Here is a 15,072-nt window from a genome sequence, read left to right as displayed (position 1 = left end):
CGCAAAAAATACTCCCGCCGGAGGCAAAGATTTTTCGACGAAAAATCTTTCGCCCGCCGAGAGGGCGGTCAGACTCGTCTGCCGCCGATCCAGACCTCGGCGATAGCGCGGTCATCGCCCATCATGATGGTCGGGAACAGCGCTTCCCACAGGTCGTCCGCCACGGCGCTGCGCTGGGCGATGGCGGGGGTCGAGGCGAGGTCTAGCACCACCAGATCGGCCTCCATCCCGGCCGCGATATTGCCGATCTGGTGATCCATCCGCAGCGCCCGGGCCGAGCCTTGGGTGGCCAGCCAGATCAGTTGCGCAGCATGGAGCGGCACGCCGCGCAACTGGCCGATCTCATAGGCCGCCGCCATGGTGCGCAGCATCGAAAAGCTGGACCCGCCACCGGTATCGGTGGCCAGCCCGATCCGCTGCCCCTCAGCCATCAGCCCGGCCATGTCGAAAAGGCCCGAGCCGATGAAGGTGTTGGAGGTCGGGCAATGGATCAGCCCGGCGCCATGTTCGCGCAGCCGGTCACGCTCGCGCTTCTCCAGGTGGATGGCATGGCCATAGAGCCCGCGCCCGCCCAAGAGCCCGTGCTGCTCGTACGTGTCCAGATAGTCGCGCGCCTCGGGGTAGAGGCCCTTGACCCATTCTATTTCGTCGGTCTGCTCGCTCAGATGGGTCTGCATCAGGCAGTCGGGATGCTCGGCCCAGAGTTCACCCATCGCGTCGAGCTGTTCCGGTGTGGAAGTGGGCGAAAACCGGGGCGTGATCGCGTAGGAGATCCGATCGACCCCGTGCCACTTCTGCAAAAGTGCCCTGGACTGGTCATAGGCGCTCTGCGCCGTGTCGCGCAGGAATTCGGGCGCGTTGCGGTCCATGCAGGTCTTGCCAGCCACCACCCGCTGCCCGCGCGCCTGCGCCTCGGTAAAGAAGGCCTCCACGCTCTCGGGATGGATGGTGCAGAAACTGCACATGGTGGTGGTGCCATGCGCCGCCGTCAGGTCCAGATAGCGCGCGGCGATCTCGGAGGCATAGGCCGGATCGGCGAACTTGCGCTCCTCGGGAAAGGTATAGGTGTTGAGCCAGTCGATCAGGCGCTTGCCCCAACTCGCGATCATCGCGGTCTGGGGATAATGCACATGCGCATCCACGAATCCGGCCAGGACGACACGCGACCCGTGGTCGATCTCACTCGCCCCCGGTGCCGCTCTGCGCATCGCCTCCAGCGTGCCGACGGACGCGATATGCGAGCCGTCGATCAGAACCGCCTCGTCAACCCGCACCGCATCCGTGGGCGCGTCTTCGAACGGGGAGCGGGCAAAGGACAGGACTTGTCCCCTGAGGATCGTCTTGCCGGTCATGGTCCGCATCTCCTTCGCTCGGTACAAAACGGACGCTACCCTAGAACATTCGCGCCGCGGCGGTAAATTGTGGCATTGTCATTGTTTTCTGATAGCTGCTTCTTCAAATTTGCTGCCAATTGGCATAGGGCGTAGCCATGACACCAGGTATCGACACACCCGATCTTGAAAAGCCCCGTGAAGAGGATGCTTATGAGATCGACCTCGATCTCGTGGCCGAGATTCTCGATGCGGTCGAAGAAGAAAATCGAGATCGCCTGATCGAGTTGATGGAGCCGCTGCATGCGGCCGACATCGCCGACCTGCTCGAGCAGATCAATAGCTTCGACCGGGCTCAGCTGATCCGGCTCTACGACCGCGAATTCGATGGCGAGATCCTTTCGGAACTCGACGAGGGCATCCGCGAAGAAGTGGTTCGCCTGCTCAACCCCGACGTTCTGGCCGAGGCAGTGCGTGAGCTTGACAGCGACGATGTGGTCGACCTGCTCGAAGACCTCGAAGAAAGCGACCATGAAACCATCCTCGACGCGCTCGAGGATGCCGACCGGGTCGCGGTTGAACAGGCGCTGGCCTATCCCGAGGGCTCTGCCGGGCGTCTGATGCAGCGCGAGGTGGTGATGGCCCCCGAACATTGGTCGGTGGGCGAGGTCATCGACTTCATGCGGGGGTCGGACGACTTGCCAGACCAGTTCTATCACGTGGTCCTGGTCGACCCGCGCCTGCACCCGGTGGGCAATGTGACGCTGGGCCGGATCATGTCGGCCCGGCGCGAGGTGCCGCTGAGCACGTTGGCCGAAGAGACCTTCCAGATCATCCCCGCCGATCAGGACGAAGAGGATGTGGCCTATGCCTTCAACCAGTATCACCTGATCTCGGCCCCGGTGGTGGATGCCGAGGGGCGGTTGGTGGGTGTGATTACCATCGACGACGCCATGATCGTGCTGGACGAAGAGCACGAAGAGGACATCCTGCGTCTGGCCGGTGTCGGTGAAAGCAGCCTGTCGGATACCGTGCTGGAAACCACCAGACAGCGCCTGCCCTGGCTGGCGGTGAACCTGGCGACAGCCATCCTGGCCTCGCTGGTGATCTCGATCTTCGAAAGCACGATCGCCAACGTGGTGGCGCTGGCCGTGCTGATGCCGATCGTCGCTTCGATGGGCGGCAATGCCGGCACCCAGAGCCTGACGGTAGCGGTGCGCGCGCTGGCCACCCGCGACCTGACCGGGTCCAACCTGGGCCGGGTGCTGCGGCGCGAGGTTTTGGTGGGGCTGGTCAATGGCGCGGTCTTTGCGGTGGTCATGGGGATCGTGGGCCATGTCTGGTTTGGCCTGCCACTGCTGGGCCCGGTGATCGCTGCCGCAATGGTGGTCAATCTGGTCGTGGCCGGGCTTGCCGGGGCCGGGATTCCGGTGCTTCTTGAAAAGGTCGGGATCGACCCGGCGCTGGCCTCGGGCACCTTCGTGACCACGGTGACGGATGTTGTCGGGTTCTTTGCCTTTCTGGGGCTGGCTTCCGTCTTTCTGCTCTAGGAGGGGTCATGGACGACCTGACCGCGATCAAGGCCGCAGCGCGCAAGGCCGCCTTTGCCCGCCGCAAGGCGGCATTCGATAGCCGCCCGGCCGGGGCGGCGGGACGGCTTTCAGAGGTGCTGGCCGGCTATCGCGGCGTGCCGCTGTCGGGCTATATGCCGATCCGGACCGAGATCGACCCGCTGCCCGCCATGGCCGAGGCGGCGGCCCACGGTCCCGTGGGCGTTCCTGTCATTCAGGGCGCGGGCCTGCCCCTGCGCTTCTCCCGCTGGGATCCGGACGGTCTGCTGCGCGAGGGCCCGTTTGGCGCCATGGTGCCCGAGACCGACGACTGGATGGAGCCCGAAATCCTGATCGTGCCACTGGTCGCCTTTGACGGTCGGGGCGGGCGGCTGGGTTACGGCGGCGGCTTTTATGATCGTACGCTTCAGGGGCTGCGCGCCAAACGCGCCACGCTCGCCATCGGCTTCGCCTTCGACGCGCAAGAGGCCGAGGCGCTGCCGCTGGAACCCACCGACCAGCCGCTCGACATGGTGGTCACCGAAAGTCGTGTGCTGAGCTTCTGATTTTTTTGCGAGGCTCTGCCTCGCGCTCCGGAGTATTTCGGACCAGAAAGAAGCCCGGTCCGCGCCGCTCTTCATTTCGCTGCAAATACTCCGGGGGAGACGCCGCAGGCGTCGGGGGCAGCGCCCCCAGCATTTTCCGGCTTGCCCTGAACCGCACCGCCTCATAGGACCGGGGACATGAAGATACTTTTTCTTGGCGATGTGATGGGCCGCGCGGGCCGCAAGGCCGTATGCGAACACCTGCCGCGATTGCGGGCAGAGTGGAAGCTGGATTTCGTGGTGGTCAATGGCGAGAACGCCTCGAATGGCATGGGCTTGTCGGGCGAGCATGCCAAGGCGCTGCTCGATGCGGGCGCCGATTGCCTGACGCTGGGCGATCATGCCTTCGACCAGAAGGACATGCTGCAATATATCGAGACCGAACCGCGCATCATCCGACCGATCAACTATGCCAAGGGCGCGCCGGGGCGCGGTCATCGGCTGTTCACCGCGCCGGGCGGGCGCAAGGTGCTGGTGGCGCAGGTGCTGGGCCAGGTGTTCATGAAACGCCCCTATGACGATCCTTTCTCGGCCATCGAGCCGGTGCTGAAATCGCATCCGCGCGGCGGTCTGGCCGATGCGGTGATCGTCGACATGCATTGCGAGGCGACCTCGGAAAAGATGGCGATGGGCCATTACTGCGACGGGCGCGCCAGTCTGGTGGTGGGCACCCACACCCATGTGCCGACGGCTGATGCGATGGTGATGCCCGGTGGCACCGCCTATTTGAGCGATGCGGGCATGTGCGGCGACTATCATTCGGTGATCGGCATGGACAAGGCCGAACCTATGCGCCGGTTCATCACCGGTATGGCGAAGTCTCGGTTCACCCCGGCGCTGGGCGAGGCGACGGTCTCGGGCGTCTATGTCGAGACCGCACCGCAAGGGGGTGCCGCTACCCGCATCGCCATGGTGCGGGTTGGCGGGCAGTTGCAGCAATCGGGCCCGTGATCGTCCATCCCCGGGGGTGTACGCGCGGGCTTGCCCAAGGCTTGCCGATACGGGAAGATGCCAGCCGGCACTGTCGCCGGGCGCATTCGGGCAAGACTGACAAGAGATGCAATTCCTCCACCTGACCGATACCGCCGGCGCGCTGGTCACGCTGGCCATCGTGCTGACGATGTTCCTGCTGTTCCTGCGCGAGAGCTATCCGACCGAGGTCGTGGCCATTCTGGGGGTCTCGGCGATGCTGGTCACCGGCGTTCTGCCCTATGACGCGGCGCTGCCGGTGCTGGCCAACCCGGCCCCATGGACCATCGCGGCCATGTTCATCATCATGGGGGCGCTGGTCAGGACCGGCGCGTTGGATGCCTTTACCTCGATCGCACAGCGGCAGGCGCAGACCAATGCGCGCTTTGCCATCGGCATGTTGATGGCATTCGTGGTGATCGCCTCGGCCGTCGTGTCGAACACGCCGGTTGTGGTGGTGATGATCCCGGTCTTTGTGCAGATCGCGCGCACGCTGAATGTGGCGGCGTCGAAACTGCTCATTCCGCTCAGCTATGCGGCGATCCTGGGGGGGACGCTGACGCTGATCGGAACCTCGACCAACCTGCTGGTCGACGGGGTCGCGCGCGCCCAGGGCATGGCGGCGTTCAGCATCTTCGAAGTGACACCGCTGGGCATCGCGGTGGTGGCCTGGGGCATGATCTATCTGCGTTTCGTCGCCCCCCGCCTGCTGCCCGAACGTGACAGCATGGCGACCCTGCTCAGCGACCGGTCGAAGATGAAGTTCTTTACCGAGGCGGTGATTCCGCCTGAAAGCAACCTGATCGGGCGTGAGGTGACCGGAGTGCAGCTGTTCAAGCGGCCCGGCGTGCGGCTCATTGACGTGATCCGGGGCGACCTGTCGCTGCGCCGCAACCTCAAGGGGGTCGAGTTGCAGGTGGGCGACCGGGTTGTGTTGCGCACCCAGATGACCGAACTTCTGAGCCTGCAACGCAACAAGGAGCTGAAGCGGGTCGATCAGGTTTCGGCGGTCGAGACATCAACGGTCGAGGTGCTGATCACCCCCGGCTGCCGCATGGTCGGCCGTTCACTGGGCGATCTGCGCTTGCGGCGGCGATACGGGGTCTATGTGCTTGCCGTACACCGGCGCAACCAGAATATCGGCCGCCAATTGGATCAGCTGGTGGTGAAGGTGGGCGATACGCTGCTTTTGGAGGGGGCACCCGCCGATATTCAGCGGCTGGCCGCCGATATGGAGATGGTCGATGTCTCGCACCCGTCGGTGCGGGCCTATCGGCGCGGCCATGCGCCCATTGCCGTTGCGGCGCTGGTGGGGATCGTGGCGCTGGCCGGTTTCGGGGTGGCACCGATTCTCATGTTGTCGGTGCTGGCGGTGGCTCTGGTGCTGGGCAGTCGTTGCATCGATGCGGATGAGGCGTTCTCTTTTGTCGACGGGCGACTTTTGGCGTTGATCTTTGCCATGCTGGCCATTGGTGCCGCCTTGGAAAGCTCGGGCGCGGTGCGGCTGATTGTCGAGGCGATTGCGCCTGGGTTGAGCAGCCTGCCGCCGTTTCTGGTGATCTGGGCGATCTATCTGTTGACCTCGGTGCTGACAGAGCTGGTGTCGAACAATGCGGTGGCGGTGGTGGTGACCCCGATCGCCATCGGCCTTGCCCAGGCGATGGGGATCGACCCGCGCCCGTTGGTGGTGGCGGTTATGATCGCGGCCTCGGCCTCGTTTGCGACGCCCATTGGCTATCAGACCAACATGCTGGTCTATGGGCCGGGGGGCTACCGGTTCACCGATTTCATGCGGGTGGGCATTCCGCTGAACCTGAGCATGGGGATCCTGGTATCGGCGTTGATCCCGCTGATCTGGCCATTGTGAGGGTCGCGGTGGCGGACCGGGGCGCTGCCCCGGACCCCGAGGTATTTTCAAACAGAAGAAGCAGCGGGTTGACAGTGGCCTTTGTGGCCTGTTGCCTTGGTGGAAACGTATCTTTCTTTCATAAAAGGGGCCTGTCATGAGGATTGTACCGGGAATTGCGGCACTTTGTCTGGCCTGGGCAGCCGAGGCGGGCACCGTTTCGGGCAGCGCCGCATATCGGGAGCGGATCGCGCTGCCGCCAGATGCGGTGTTGCAGGTGGAACTGCGCGATATTTCGCGCCAGGACGTGGCGGCGCCGCTCTTGTCGGCGCGGCGCTATGCGATGACCCGGGTGCCGATGGATTTCAGCCTTGAGTATGACGATGCATTGATCGATCCGGCGAGGCGCTATGCGGTAACGGCGCGGATATTGCAGGATGAGAGGCTGCTCTTTGTCACCGATACGGTGGTTCCGGTCCTTACCGGAGAGGCGGGAAACACGGTTGATCTGATGATGGTTCGGGTCTCTGATGCGGCTTCGGTGCTGGTGGGCCGCGACTGGGCGTTGCGCGAGATCGAAGGCGTTGCGACCGAGGGGCCGGGCGCGCCATCGATCGCGTTTGAACACGGCGGGCGGTTCTCGGGCCGGGGCGGGTGCAACAGGTTCCAGGGCCAGGCAGAGATCGGGGCCACGAACATGCGGTTTCCCGACAATATCGGCCTGACCATGATGGCCTGTTCCCAAGAGGCCGAGGCGCTGGACCGGAGCTATCTGGCGGCATTGGCCAAAGTCGTCGCCTATGCGGTCGAGGGGGATGCACTGACCTTGGCCGGTGTGGATGGGCGCGTTGTGTTGCGCTTTGTTGCCGCGCGGTGACCGTTTGGCCGTGGTTTGGTGCTGCGGGTCAGGTGGCGCCATAAGGGAGGCCGTATGACAAGGCAGGATATTCGTGTCGCGCTGACGATTGTCGCGCTGGTGCTTGGGCTTGGCTGGGCGATCGGGTACGGGGTCGGCCTGATGACGCGCCCGGTCTCGGTGGTGCCTGACAATCCGCCGTCCGAGGCCCTCAAGTCCCCGGCGCGCAAGGCGCCGCGTGCCGCGAGCACGGAGGGGAACATCCGGTATCCCGACTACGAGGATGTCTATGTCAACGACTATGCCGACCTGCTGGACCCCGCCGCCGAGGAGCGGGTGCGCGACAGGCTGATCGCGCTTTATGACCACAGCGGCGTCGAGATGACGGTGCTGACCATCGACAATATGGGCCTGTACGGTCACGGCGGCCCCATCGAACCGTTTGCCACCGGCCTGTTCAACAGCTGGGGCATCGGTAACGCCGAGCGCAACGATGGCGTCCTGGTGCTGGTCGCGCGGTATGACCGCAAGATGCGGATCGAGATCGGTGCCGGCTATGACCGCTCCTGGGATAGCCGGATGCAACGGGTGATCGACGTTGGTTTTCTGCCCTATTTCCGCCGCGACGCGTATCAGCAGGGGATCGAAGCCGGAGTGGATGAGACCATTCGCGAGTTGACCGGCGCCTATCCCGGTGACTGGGACATGGGCACCGCGCAACGCGGCTGGAGCTGGCTGGCTCGCGCGGTGGACCGGGTGGGAGAATGGGTATTGTCGCTCTTGCTGGTGCCGCTGGGCGGCGTCGCGCTGTGGGTCAGGCGCTATCTGCGCAACCGGGACAGGCCCTGCGTCCAATGCCGCACGCCGATGCTGCGGGCGGGCGAAGAGGCGGATGACGAACATCTCGATGGCGGTCAGCGGCTGGAGGAATATCTGAAATCGGTCGATTACGATGTCTGGCACTGCCCGGATTGCGGCCATATCGACATCCACCGCTACAAGAGCTGGTTTTCCGGCTATGGCGCCTGCCCGCAATGCAACTATCGCACGCTTTCGACCACCTCGACCGTGCTGAGTGCTGCGACCAAGACCCGCGCGGGGCGTAAGCGGGTGGAATATGATTGTGCCCATTGCGGCCATCACGACAGCGAGATCCGCACCATTCCCAAGATCAGCGACAGCAATAGCGGCGGCTCGGGGCGGTCATCCTTTGGCGGCGGCTCGTCCTCGGGCGGGGGCGCCTCGGGCAGCTGGTAGGCGCTCTGGTCTCGCTCCGGTGGCTCTGCTAACAGGGGCAGGAGTTTCAGCGTTGCAGAGGGCAGACCCATGGGGATCACACGCATTCATACCGGCGAGCGGATGAGCAAGATCGTCAAGCATAACGGCGTCGCCTATCTGTGCGGTCAGGTCGGCAGCGGCGACAGCGTGGCCGAGCAGACCCGCGATTGTCTGGCGCGCGTCGATGCGCTGCTGGCCGAGGCCGGGTCGGACAACACCCGCATCCTTCAGGCCATCGTCTGGCTGGCCGACATGGCCGATTTCGCCGAGATGAACGCGGTTTGGGATGCCTGGGTGCCTGCGGGTCACGCGCCTGCGCGCGCCTGCGGCGAGGCGCGTCTGGCGCGCGATACGCTCAAGGTCGAGATCATCGTGACCGCCGCCTGCGACTGAGGCGCTCAGATCAGATAGCGCTGTTTGCGGGTCTGGCTGGGCCCTTCGCCGAACCGGGCGGCATATTGGGCCGAGAACCGGCCCAGATGGCTGAACCCGGCGGCCCCCGCGATCGAGGCGATGGTGACCTGCGGCGGGCTTTCGCACAGCAGATAGCGGGCATAGTTCAGCCGCAGCACCCTCAGATAGGCCAGCGGCGTCATCTCGAGCAGCTGGCTGAACCCCAGTTGCAGATTGCGCGGCGAGGTGCCGGCGGCGGTGGCGATCTGGCTCAGGGTCAGCGGCTCGGCCAGATGTGCCTGCATGAAATCGCGTGCCCGGCGCACATGCGGGGACAGCGGCCCGGTTTCGGGCCGCTCCAGCAGCGGCGCGATGGACGAGGGCTGCGCCCTTAGGAACCCCGCGATCAATTCGTCCTCGACCAGGGCGCGGCTGAGCGCCTGTTCGGGATCAAGCAATGCGCCATGATCCACCGCCGACACCGCCCGCCGGAACAGCGCAAGCCAGCGCTGCATCTCGGGGCGGGCGCGGTCGATCTGCGGGTCGAACCGGACGGGGGATTGCAAGGCGGTGCCGGTCAGGGTTTCCGCGACGGCGGTCAGCCGGTTGCGGTCGATCTGTAGCAGCACCTGTTCGCAGCCGCCCAGCCAGCGCATCCGCGTATGGCGGTCGGGATTGAGAACCGAGGCGATGGCGCTGCCGGTCTCGACCTCGGTCCTGCCGTTACGGATCAGGGCCTGTCCCCGGATCGGCACCTGGATCAGGTAAAAGGATCCCAGCTCTCCGGGTTCGATTTCCACATCGGCGCCATAGCGGATGTAGTTGTAGAAGAGCCCGTTGCCACCCGCCCGATGCTGGCAGGCGTCAAAGGCATCCTCGCGCGCCTGCCGCTCCAGCCGGTGACCGCAGAAATTGCGTGCGACCAGCGCCCGTGCCTCGTCCAGATCCGGTGTCCGGAACTGGCGGAACCGCGACAGGGGGGTGGTATCGGGCTTGTTCTGCATGGGGTCAGCATGCGGCCCCGCGCCCTGATCACAAAGCAATTCCTGCATCCGGACCGCAAAGATGAGGCGAAAATTTCGCTTTTCGGATATTCGCGCCGCCCGCGCCTTCCTAGGCTTGCGGGATAATTACCCAACAGGAGGAGGAACGAAATGCAGATGGACGCGGGAATCACCGCCACCGATGCCGGTCTCGAGGGGCTGGCCTGGAACGTGGTCGGGCAGGTCTATACCCCGAAACTGCATAGCGACAACGTGTTCATGTGGCATGCCGAGGTGCCGGCGGACACCTTTGTGCCGCCGCATGTGCACCCGACCCAGGATGAATGGATCCTGGTGCTGAGTGGCAATCTCGAGGTGGATTTCGGGTTCGAGACCGGTAACGTGACCGCCAACAAGGCGGGGCCAGGCGATGTGGTCCGGATGCCCAAGGGGGTGGCGCATGCGGTGTTCAACCGCTCGGGCGCGGGTGCGACCTGTGTCTTTGGGGTGGCGCCCTCGCGCAAGCTCTTCGATCTGTTCAAGGCGCTCGATGGCGTGACCGACCCGGCCGAGCTGGTGCGTATCTCGGCCCTGCACGAGGTCGATTTCCTGCCGCCCCCGGACGCCCAGTAAGGCGGGGGACATATCATGGTAAAACGCAAGAACGTCGCCGTCATCGGTGGCGGGGTGTCGGGTCTTGCCGCGGCAAAGGCCTTTGACGAGCGCGGGCACCGGGTCACCGGGTTCGAACGCAGCCACGATTTCGGCGGCGTGTGGGAGTTGTCGCGCTCGTACCCCGACGTACAGACGCAAAGCCCCAAGGATCTGTATTGCTATACCGATCTGCCGATGCCCGACGATTACCCCGAATGGCCCAAGGGGCCGCAGGTGCATGCCTATCTGCATTCCTATGCCAACAAGCACAATCTGCCTCGGCTCTTTCAGCTCAACACCAATATCCTGTCGATGGACCGGCGCGCCGATGGGCAACCCGGCTGGACCCTGACGATCGAGGCGGCAGGCCGGGTGCGCAAGGAGGATTTCGACTTTGTGGCCATCTGCACCGGCCAGTTTTCCGACAAGAACATCCTGACCCATCCCGGGCAGGAGGGGTTTGTCGCCGGCGGCGGCAGGGTGATCCACTCGTCGGAATATACCGACAGCGAAATGGCGCGCGGCAAACATGTGGTGGTGCTGGGCGGCTCGAAATCGGCCACCGACATCGTGGTGAACGCGGCGCGCAACGGCGCGAAATCGGTCACCATGGTCTATCGCGAGAATGTCTGGCGGGTGCCCTATTTCGTTGGCGGCATCAATTTCAAGCGGCTGCTCTACATGCGCGCGCAGGAACAGCAGTTCAACCAATGGGGCAAATCCCCCCTGCAACGGGTGATCGCCGCGCTGCTGAAACCGCTGGTCTGGGCCAATTTCCGCGGGCTGGAAACCCTGCTCAAGGCGCAACTGGGCCTGAAGAAATGGAACATGATGCCCGACACCCCGATCGAAAAGGAGGCCTCGTGCTCTCTGCCGATCGTGACGCCAGGCCTGTTCGAAAGCTTCCGGGACGGGACCGTCAAGCCGATCCAGGGCACCTATGACCGTTACGAGGACGGCCATGTGGTGCTGACTACTGGCGACCGGGTGCCCTGTGACCTGTCGGTGCTGGCGGTGGGTTGGAAACTGGGCATTCCCTATTTGGCGCAGGAATACCGCGACAAGCTGATCGAGGCGGATGGCCAGTACCGCGTCTATCGCCTGGCGGTGAATCCGGACCTGCCCGATATGGGCTTTGTCGGCTTCAACTCGTCCTTCTGCACCATCTTGTCGGCCGAGATGATCGCCAATTGGCTGGTCCGCTTTGCCGATGGTCAACTGGCCCATCAGCCGAGCGCGAAGGAGATGAACGCCAATATCGAGATGATGCTGAACTGGAGACGCAAGGAACGCCCCGCCGCCCAGGTCTATGGCGGGCTGTGCTCTGCGCCGTTCCACTTCAAGCATTTCGACGAATTGCTGGCCGATATGGGGGCAGGGGTGCGCAAGCGCGCCAACCCGCTGGCCGAGCAATTCTCTTATCCCGATGCGCGGGCCTATGGTCGCTTCCTGGCCTCGACCCCGCAGTATCAGGCGGGCTGAAAGCCTTGCGCGGGCGGTGAGAGGCCGCCCGCGGAAAATCGTGTCTTACACTTTCCGAAACACGCATGTTAGCCTGCGCGAAACGAAACAGGAGACACGCAAGATGGTTTTGACGGTCAAGGACATGATGGCGGCGGCAAATGCGGCGGTGCCGCGTATCGACGGCGCCCGCGCCCAGCAACTGGTGGCCGAGGGCGCGCTGCTGCTCGACCTGCGCGACACGCCCGAGCTGGAACGCGCCGGCCGTGCCAGCGGAGCCCATCACATCCCGCGCGGCATGCTGGAATTCCGCGCTGATCCGGACACGCCGTTTCACGACCCGGAACTGCGCAAGGATCGGGTGATCGTGTTGCATTGCGCTTCGGGCGGGCGCGCGGCGCTGGCGGGTAAACTGCTCAAGGACATGGGTTATGACGAGGTCTACAATCTCGGTGGTCTTGCGGACTGGACCGGCGAGCGGATCGAACCGGTCGATCCCGGCATGTGATCCAGGTCAAAGTCAAACACATTCCGATAATTTAATATTATGGTCGGACGCGCAGCCATATCAGGAGGTCCGGCCATGATGCGCCTTGCTTCGATTCTTTACAGTCTGATCTCGACCGCGCTGGCGGGCACTGCGGTGATTGCGGTGCTCACGGCGGGCTTGGTTTCACTCAAGGCTATTCTGGCGGCGGCGGTGACAGGTTTTATCGTCGCGGCGCCAGTCAGTTGGATTTTGGCGCGGCGGCTCTACGACGAAGAAGCCTAGAGGCCTACCGGAGTATTTTCGGCGAAATGAAGAAGACCGGGGCTTCTTTCTGGTCTGAAATACTCCCGCCGGAGGCGTCCCGGACGCACGGCAGGTGCAGAGTCAGAGGCTCAGGCATTCAGAAAGACACGCACCGCCGCTTCGAATTCGCGGGGTTTGTCGGCGTGTAACCAATGACCCGCGCCCGGTATCTTGGCAAAACGGGCGGCGGGGAACAGATCTCGGATCAGCGGGCGATGCTCGGCGCGCACATAATCCGATATGCTGCCGGTCAGGAACAGAGTCGGTCCGTCCCAATGTGCTGATATGTCGGGGAAGGACATGATCGCGGGCATGTTCGCTGCCAATCCGTCGAGATTCAACCGCCACCGCTTGCCGGGCAGATCAAGCGACTGGGTAAAGAAGCTTTGCAACGCTTTCTCGACCCCTTGCGCCGCCAGCATTTCTTCGGCATCCGAGCGGCGCTCGACCCGGCTCAGGTCGATGCCGCGCATCGCTGCGATGAAGGGCATCTGGCTGTGGGTATAAGTCACCGGGGCGATATCCGCGACCACCAGGCGGCGCAGCAGGTGCCCGTGGGTGAGCGCCAGCATCATCGCCGCCTTGCCCCCCATCGAATGGCCCAGCAAGTCGGCGCGACCGCCATGGGCTTCGATCACTTCGGCCAGATCGGCGGCCATCGCGGGATAGTCGTGTGGCTCGGCCCAGGGGCTGTGCCCGTGGTTGCGCATGTCGACGGCGATCACCTGCCGTTCATCGGCAAGTCGCCGGGCGATCACCCCCCAGTTGCGGCCAGAGCCATAGAGCCCATGGGCGATGACAAGGGGTGGGGTGTCGGTCGGGGTGCCATGCAGGATCGTGGTCAGCATGCCGTCCTGATAACCTGACGCGATCGCCCCCGCCAGCCCCATTGAGCCTGCCCGGACCGCGCGATATGGTGCCCGCCGGGGGTATGACAGCCATGACCGATAGCGACCGGATCGAAGACCAGATTGCCGTGACCGTCGCGTTGCTGCGGACGCGGCTTGGGGTGCATGGAAAATCGCTCCGCCTCGCGCTCAGACGGGCCAAGCACCGACTGCCGCGTCGTATCTATCGCCGTGCGATGGAACTGGCCCGGGTCGAGCCGATGATGGCGCATCCGCGATTGCGGATGACGTTGAACGCCCCTTCGTTGAGTGCCGCTGCACGCGAGGTGCAGGCGCATCTGCGCGGCATCGACCTGGCCGACCGGCGCAAGGGCTGGTGGCTGGGCATGTTGGGCGGGCTGGTCTTCAACCTGCTGGTCTTTGCCGCGTTGTTGCTGGCATTTCTGGCCTGGCGCCGGCTTATCTGACGCGGGAGCGTCCCTTTGCCCGAGCGGCCTTCGTGCTGTCACGCGGCGCCGGTGTCACGGTGACGGTGCGCGCAGGATTGGTCCTGTCTCGATCAGTCACAGGAAGGACGTGAGGAGGCTGTCGGCAGCGACATCCCATTCCGGTGGTGGCCGGAGCGGCAACCTGCCACCGGAGTGTCCGGTGGCAGGTGCGGTGTCAACTCAAAACGCTTTGATTTATCAAAGGTTTGGATAGATCGGGAATTTGGCGCAGAGGTCTGCGACCTGGGCCTTGACCTTGTCCTCGACGGCGCCGTTGGCGTCTTCGCCATTGGCGGCCAGGCCATCGACCACCTCGATGATCCAGTCGGCGATCTGGCGGAATTCGGCCTCGCCGAAGCCGCGCGTGGTGCCCGCCGGGCTGCCCAGGCGGATGCCGCTGGTCACCGTCGGCTTTTCCGGATCAAACGGCACGCCGTTCTTGTTGCAGGTGATATGCGCGCGGCCCAGAGCCTTTTCGGTGGCGTTGCCCTTGACCCCCTTGGGCCGCAGGTCGACCAGCACCACATGGGTGTCGGTGCCATGGGTCACCGTGTCCAGACCGCCCTTGATCAGCTGTTCGCTCAGGGCTTGGGCATTGGCGATAACCTGTTGAATATACGACTTGAATTCAGGCCGCAACGCCTCGCCAAAAGCCACCGCCTTGGCCGCGATCACATGCATCAGCGGGCCGCCCTGGATGCCGGGGAAGATCGCCGAATTCACTTTCTTAGCAATATCTTCATCATTGGTGAGGATCATACCGCCACGGGGCCCGCGCAGGGTCTTGTGCGTGGTCGTGGTGGCCACATGCGCGTGCGGGAAGGGGCTGGGATGCTCGCCCGCCGCAACCAGACCGGCGAAATGCGCCATATCGACATGGAGGTAGGCCCCGACCATATCCGCAATTTCCCGCATCCGGGCAAAATCGATCTGGCGCGGTATGGCCGAGCCGCCGGCGATGATCAGCTTGGGCCGGTGTTCCTTGGCCAGCGCCTCGACCTGGTCGTAATCCAGCAG

Annotated in this window: 16 protein-coding genes; 12 read left to right on the top strand and 4 right to left on the bottom strand. The window is 64.2% G+C overall.

Annotated features, from left to right (window positions below; translation table 11 throughout):
- Positions 1 to 68: 68 nt before the first annotated feature.
- On the bottom strand, positions 69 to 1,352 hold the full coding sequence (gene guaD, locus AC2FLM_RS05390; RefSeq protein WP_496856356.1) for a guanine deaminase: 1,284 nt from the start codon (positions 1,350 to 1,352) through the stop codon (positions 69 to 71).
- A 137-nt stretch (positions 1,353 to 1,489) separates the two neighbouring features.
- Here guaD and mgtE point away from each other — a divergent pair, with 137 nt between their 5' ends.
- The 7 genes from mgtE (at position 1,490) to AC2FLM_RS05355 (ending at position 8,828) form a co-directional block, all read left to right on the top strand.
- The gene (gene mgtE, locus AC2FLM_RS05385) at positions 1,490 to 2,881 is read left to right on the top strand and encodes a magnesium transporter (protein ID WP_234139730.1); all 1,392 of its coding nucleotides are present in this window, start codon (positions 1,490 to 1,492) and stop codon (positions 2,879 to 2,881) included.
- Positions 2,882 to 2,889: 8 nt separating this feature from the next.
- Entirely contained in the window at positions 2,890 to 3,447 is a 558-nt protein-coding gene (locus tag AC2FLM_RS05380; protein ID WP_496856353.1) for a 5-formyltetrahydrofolate cyclo-ligase, read from the top strand.
- A 177-nt stretch (positions 3,448 to 3,624) separates the two neighbouring features.
- Positions 3,625 to 4,437 carry a TIGR00282 family metallophosphoesterase gene (locus AC2FLM_RS05375; RefSeq protein ID WP_234218360.1) on the top strand — a complete coding sequence of 271 codons (813 nt, stop codon included), beginning with the start codon at positions 3,625 to 3,627 and terminating at the stop codon, positions 4,435 to 4,437.
- Between the two features lie 106 nt (positions 4,438 to 4,543).
- A complete protein-coding gene (locus AC2FLM_RS05370; protein WP_496856351.1) occupies positions 4,544 to 6,322 on the top strand; it encodes an SLC13 family permease in 1,779 nt (592 codons plus the stop codon).
- A 136-nt stretch (positions 6,323 to 6,458) separates the two neighbouring features.
- Positions 6,459 to 7,178: a YbaY family lipoprotein gene (locus tag AC2FLM_RS05365; RefSeq protein ID WP_496856349.1), complete on the top strand. Its 720-nt coding sequence runs from the start codon at positions 6,459 to 6,461 to the stop codon at positions 7,176 to 7,178.
- A gap of 54 nt (positions 7,179 to 7,232) precedes the next feature.
- Entirely contained in the window at positions 7,233 to 8,414 is a 1,182-nt protein-coding gene (locus tag AC2FLM_RS05360; RefSeq protein WP_496856347.1) for a TPM domain-containing protein, read from the top strand.
- Between the two features lie 69 nt (positions 8,415 to 8,483).
- Positions 8,484 to 8,828: a RidA family protein gene (locus AC2FLM_RS05355; protein WP_234139736.1), complete on the top strand. Its 345-nt coding sequence runs from the start codon at positions 8,484 to 8,486 to the stop codon at positions 8,826 to 8,828.
- A 5-nt stretch (positions 8,829 to 8,833) separates the two neighbouring features.
- On the opposite strand, the gene AC2FLM_RS05350 is transcribed toward AC2FLM_RS05355, so the two are convergent.
- Entirely contained in the window at positions 8,834 to 9,832 is a 999-nt protein-coding gene (locus AC2FLM_RS05350) for an AraC-like ligand-binding domain-containing protein (RefSeq protein WP_496856345.1), read from the bottom strand.
- A 150-nt stretch (positions 9,833 to 9,982) separates the two neighbouring features.
- Here AC2FLM_RS05350 and AC2FLM_RS05345 point away from each other — a divergent pair, with 150 nt between their 5' ends.
- From AC2FLM_RS05345 to AC2FLM_RS05330, 4 genes are all read left to right on the top strand, one after another.
- The gene (locus AC2FLM_RS05345; RefSeq protein ID WP_234165980.1) at positions 9,983 to 10,444 is read left to right on the top strand and encodes a cupin domain-containing protein; all 462 of its coding nucleotides are present in this window, start codon (positions 9,983 to 9,985) and stop codon (positions 10,442 to 10,444) included.
- Positions 10,445 to 10,459: 15 nt separating this feature from the next.
- Positions 10,460 to 11,947, top strand: coding sequence for a flavin-containing monooxygenase (locus tag AC2FLM_RS05340; protein WP_496856342.1), 1,488 nt, complete (start codon positions 10,460 to 10,462; stop codon positions 11,945 to 11,947).
- Between the two features lie 103 nt (positions 11,948 to 12,050).
- Complete coding sequence (locus AC2FLM_RS05335; RefSeq protein ID WP_234139740.1) at positions 12,051 to 12,434, top strand: rhodanese-like domain-containing protein; 384 nt, start codon at positions 12,051 to 12,053, stop codon at positions 12,432 to 12,434.
- Positions 12,435 to 12,509: 75 nt separating this feature from the next.
- Complete coding sequence (locus AC2FLM_RS05330; protein WP_496828119.1) at positions 12,510 to 12,698, top strand: hypothetical protein; 189 nt, start codon at positions 12,510 to 12,512, stop codon at positions 12,696 to 12,698.
- 110 nt (positions 12,699 to 12,808) lie between these two features.
- On the opposite strand, the gene AC2FLM_RS05325 is transcribed toward AC2FLM_RS05330, so the two are convergent.
- Positions 12,809 to 13,567 carry an alpha/beta fold hydrolase gene (locus tag AC2FLM_RS05325; protein WP_496856340.1) on the bottom strand — a complete coding sequence of 253 codons (759 nt, stop codon included), beginning with the start codon at positions 13,565 to 13,567 and terminating at the stop codon, positions 12,809 to 12,811.
- Between the two features lie 92 nt (positions 13,568 to 13,659).
- Here AC2FLM_RS05325 and AC2FLM_RS05320 point away from each other — a divergent pair, with 92 nt between their 5' ends.
- Positions 13,660 to 14,034 (top strand): hypothetical protein, encoded by a 375-nt coding sequence (locus AC2FLM_RS05320; RefSeq protein WP_496856338.1) that lies wholly within the window; start codon positions 13,660 to 13,662, stop codon positions 14,032 to 14,034.
- Positions 14,035 to 14,253: 219 nt separating this feature from the next.
- Here the strand turns inward: AC2FLM_RS05320 and glyA are convergent.
- A partial coding sequence (gene glyA, locus AC2FLM_RS05315; RefSeq protein ID WP_496856336.1) for a serine hydroxymethyltransferase occupies positions 14,254 to 15,072 on the bottom strand: 819 nt, incomplete at its 5' end.

Source organism: Ruegeria sp. SAZD011, from assembly GCF_059612545.1.
This window is presented reverse-complemented; position numbering and strand designations above follow the sequence as displayed.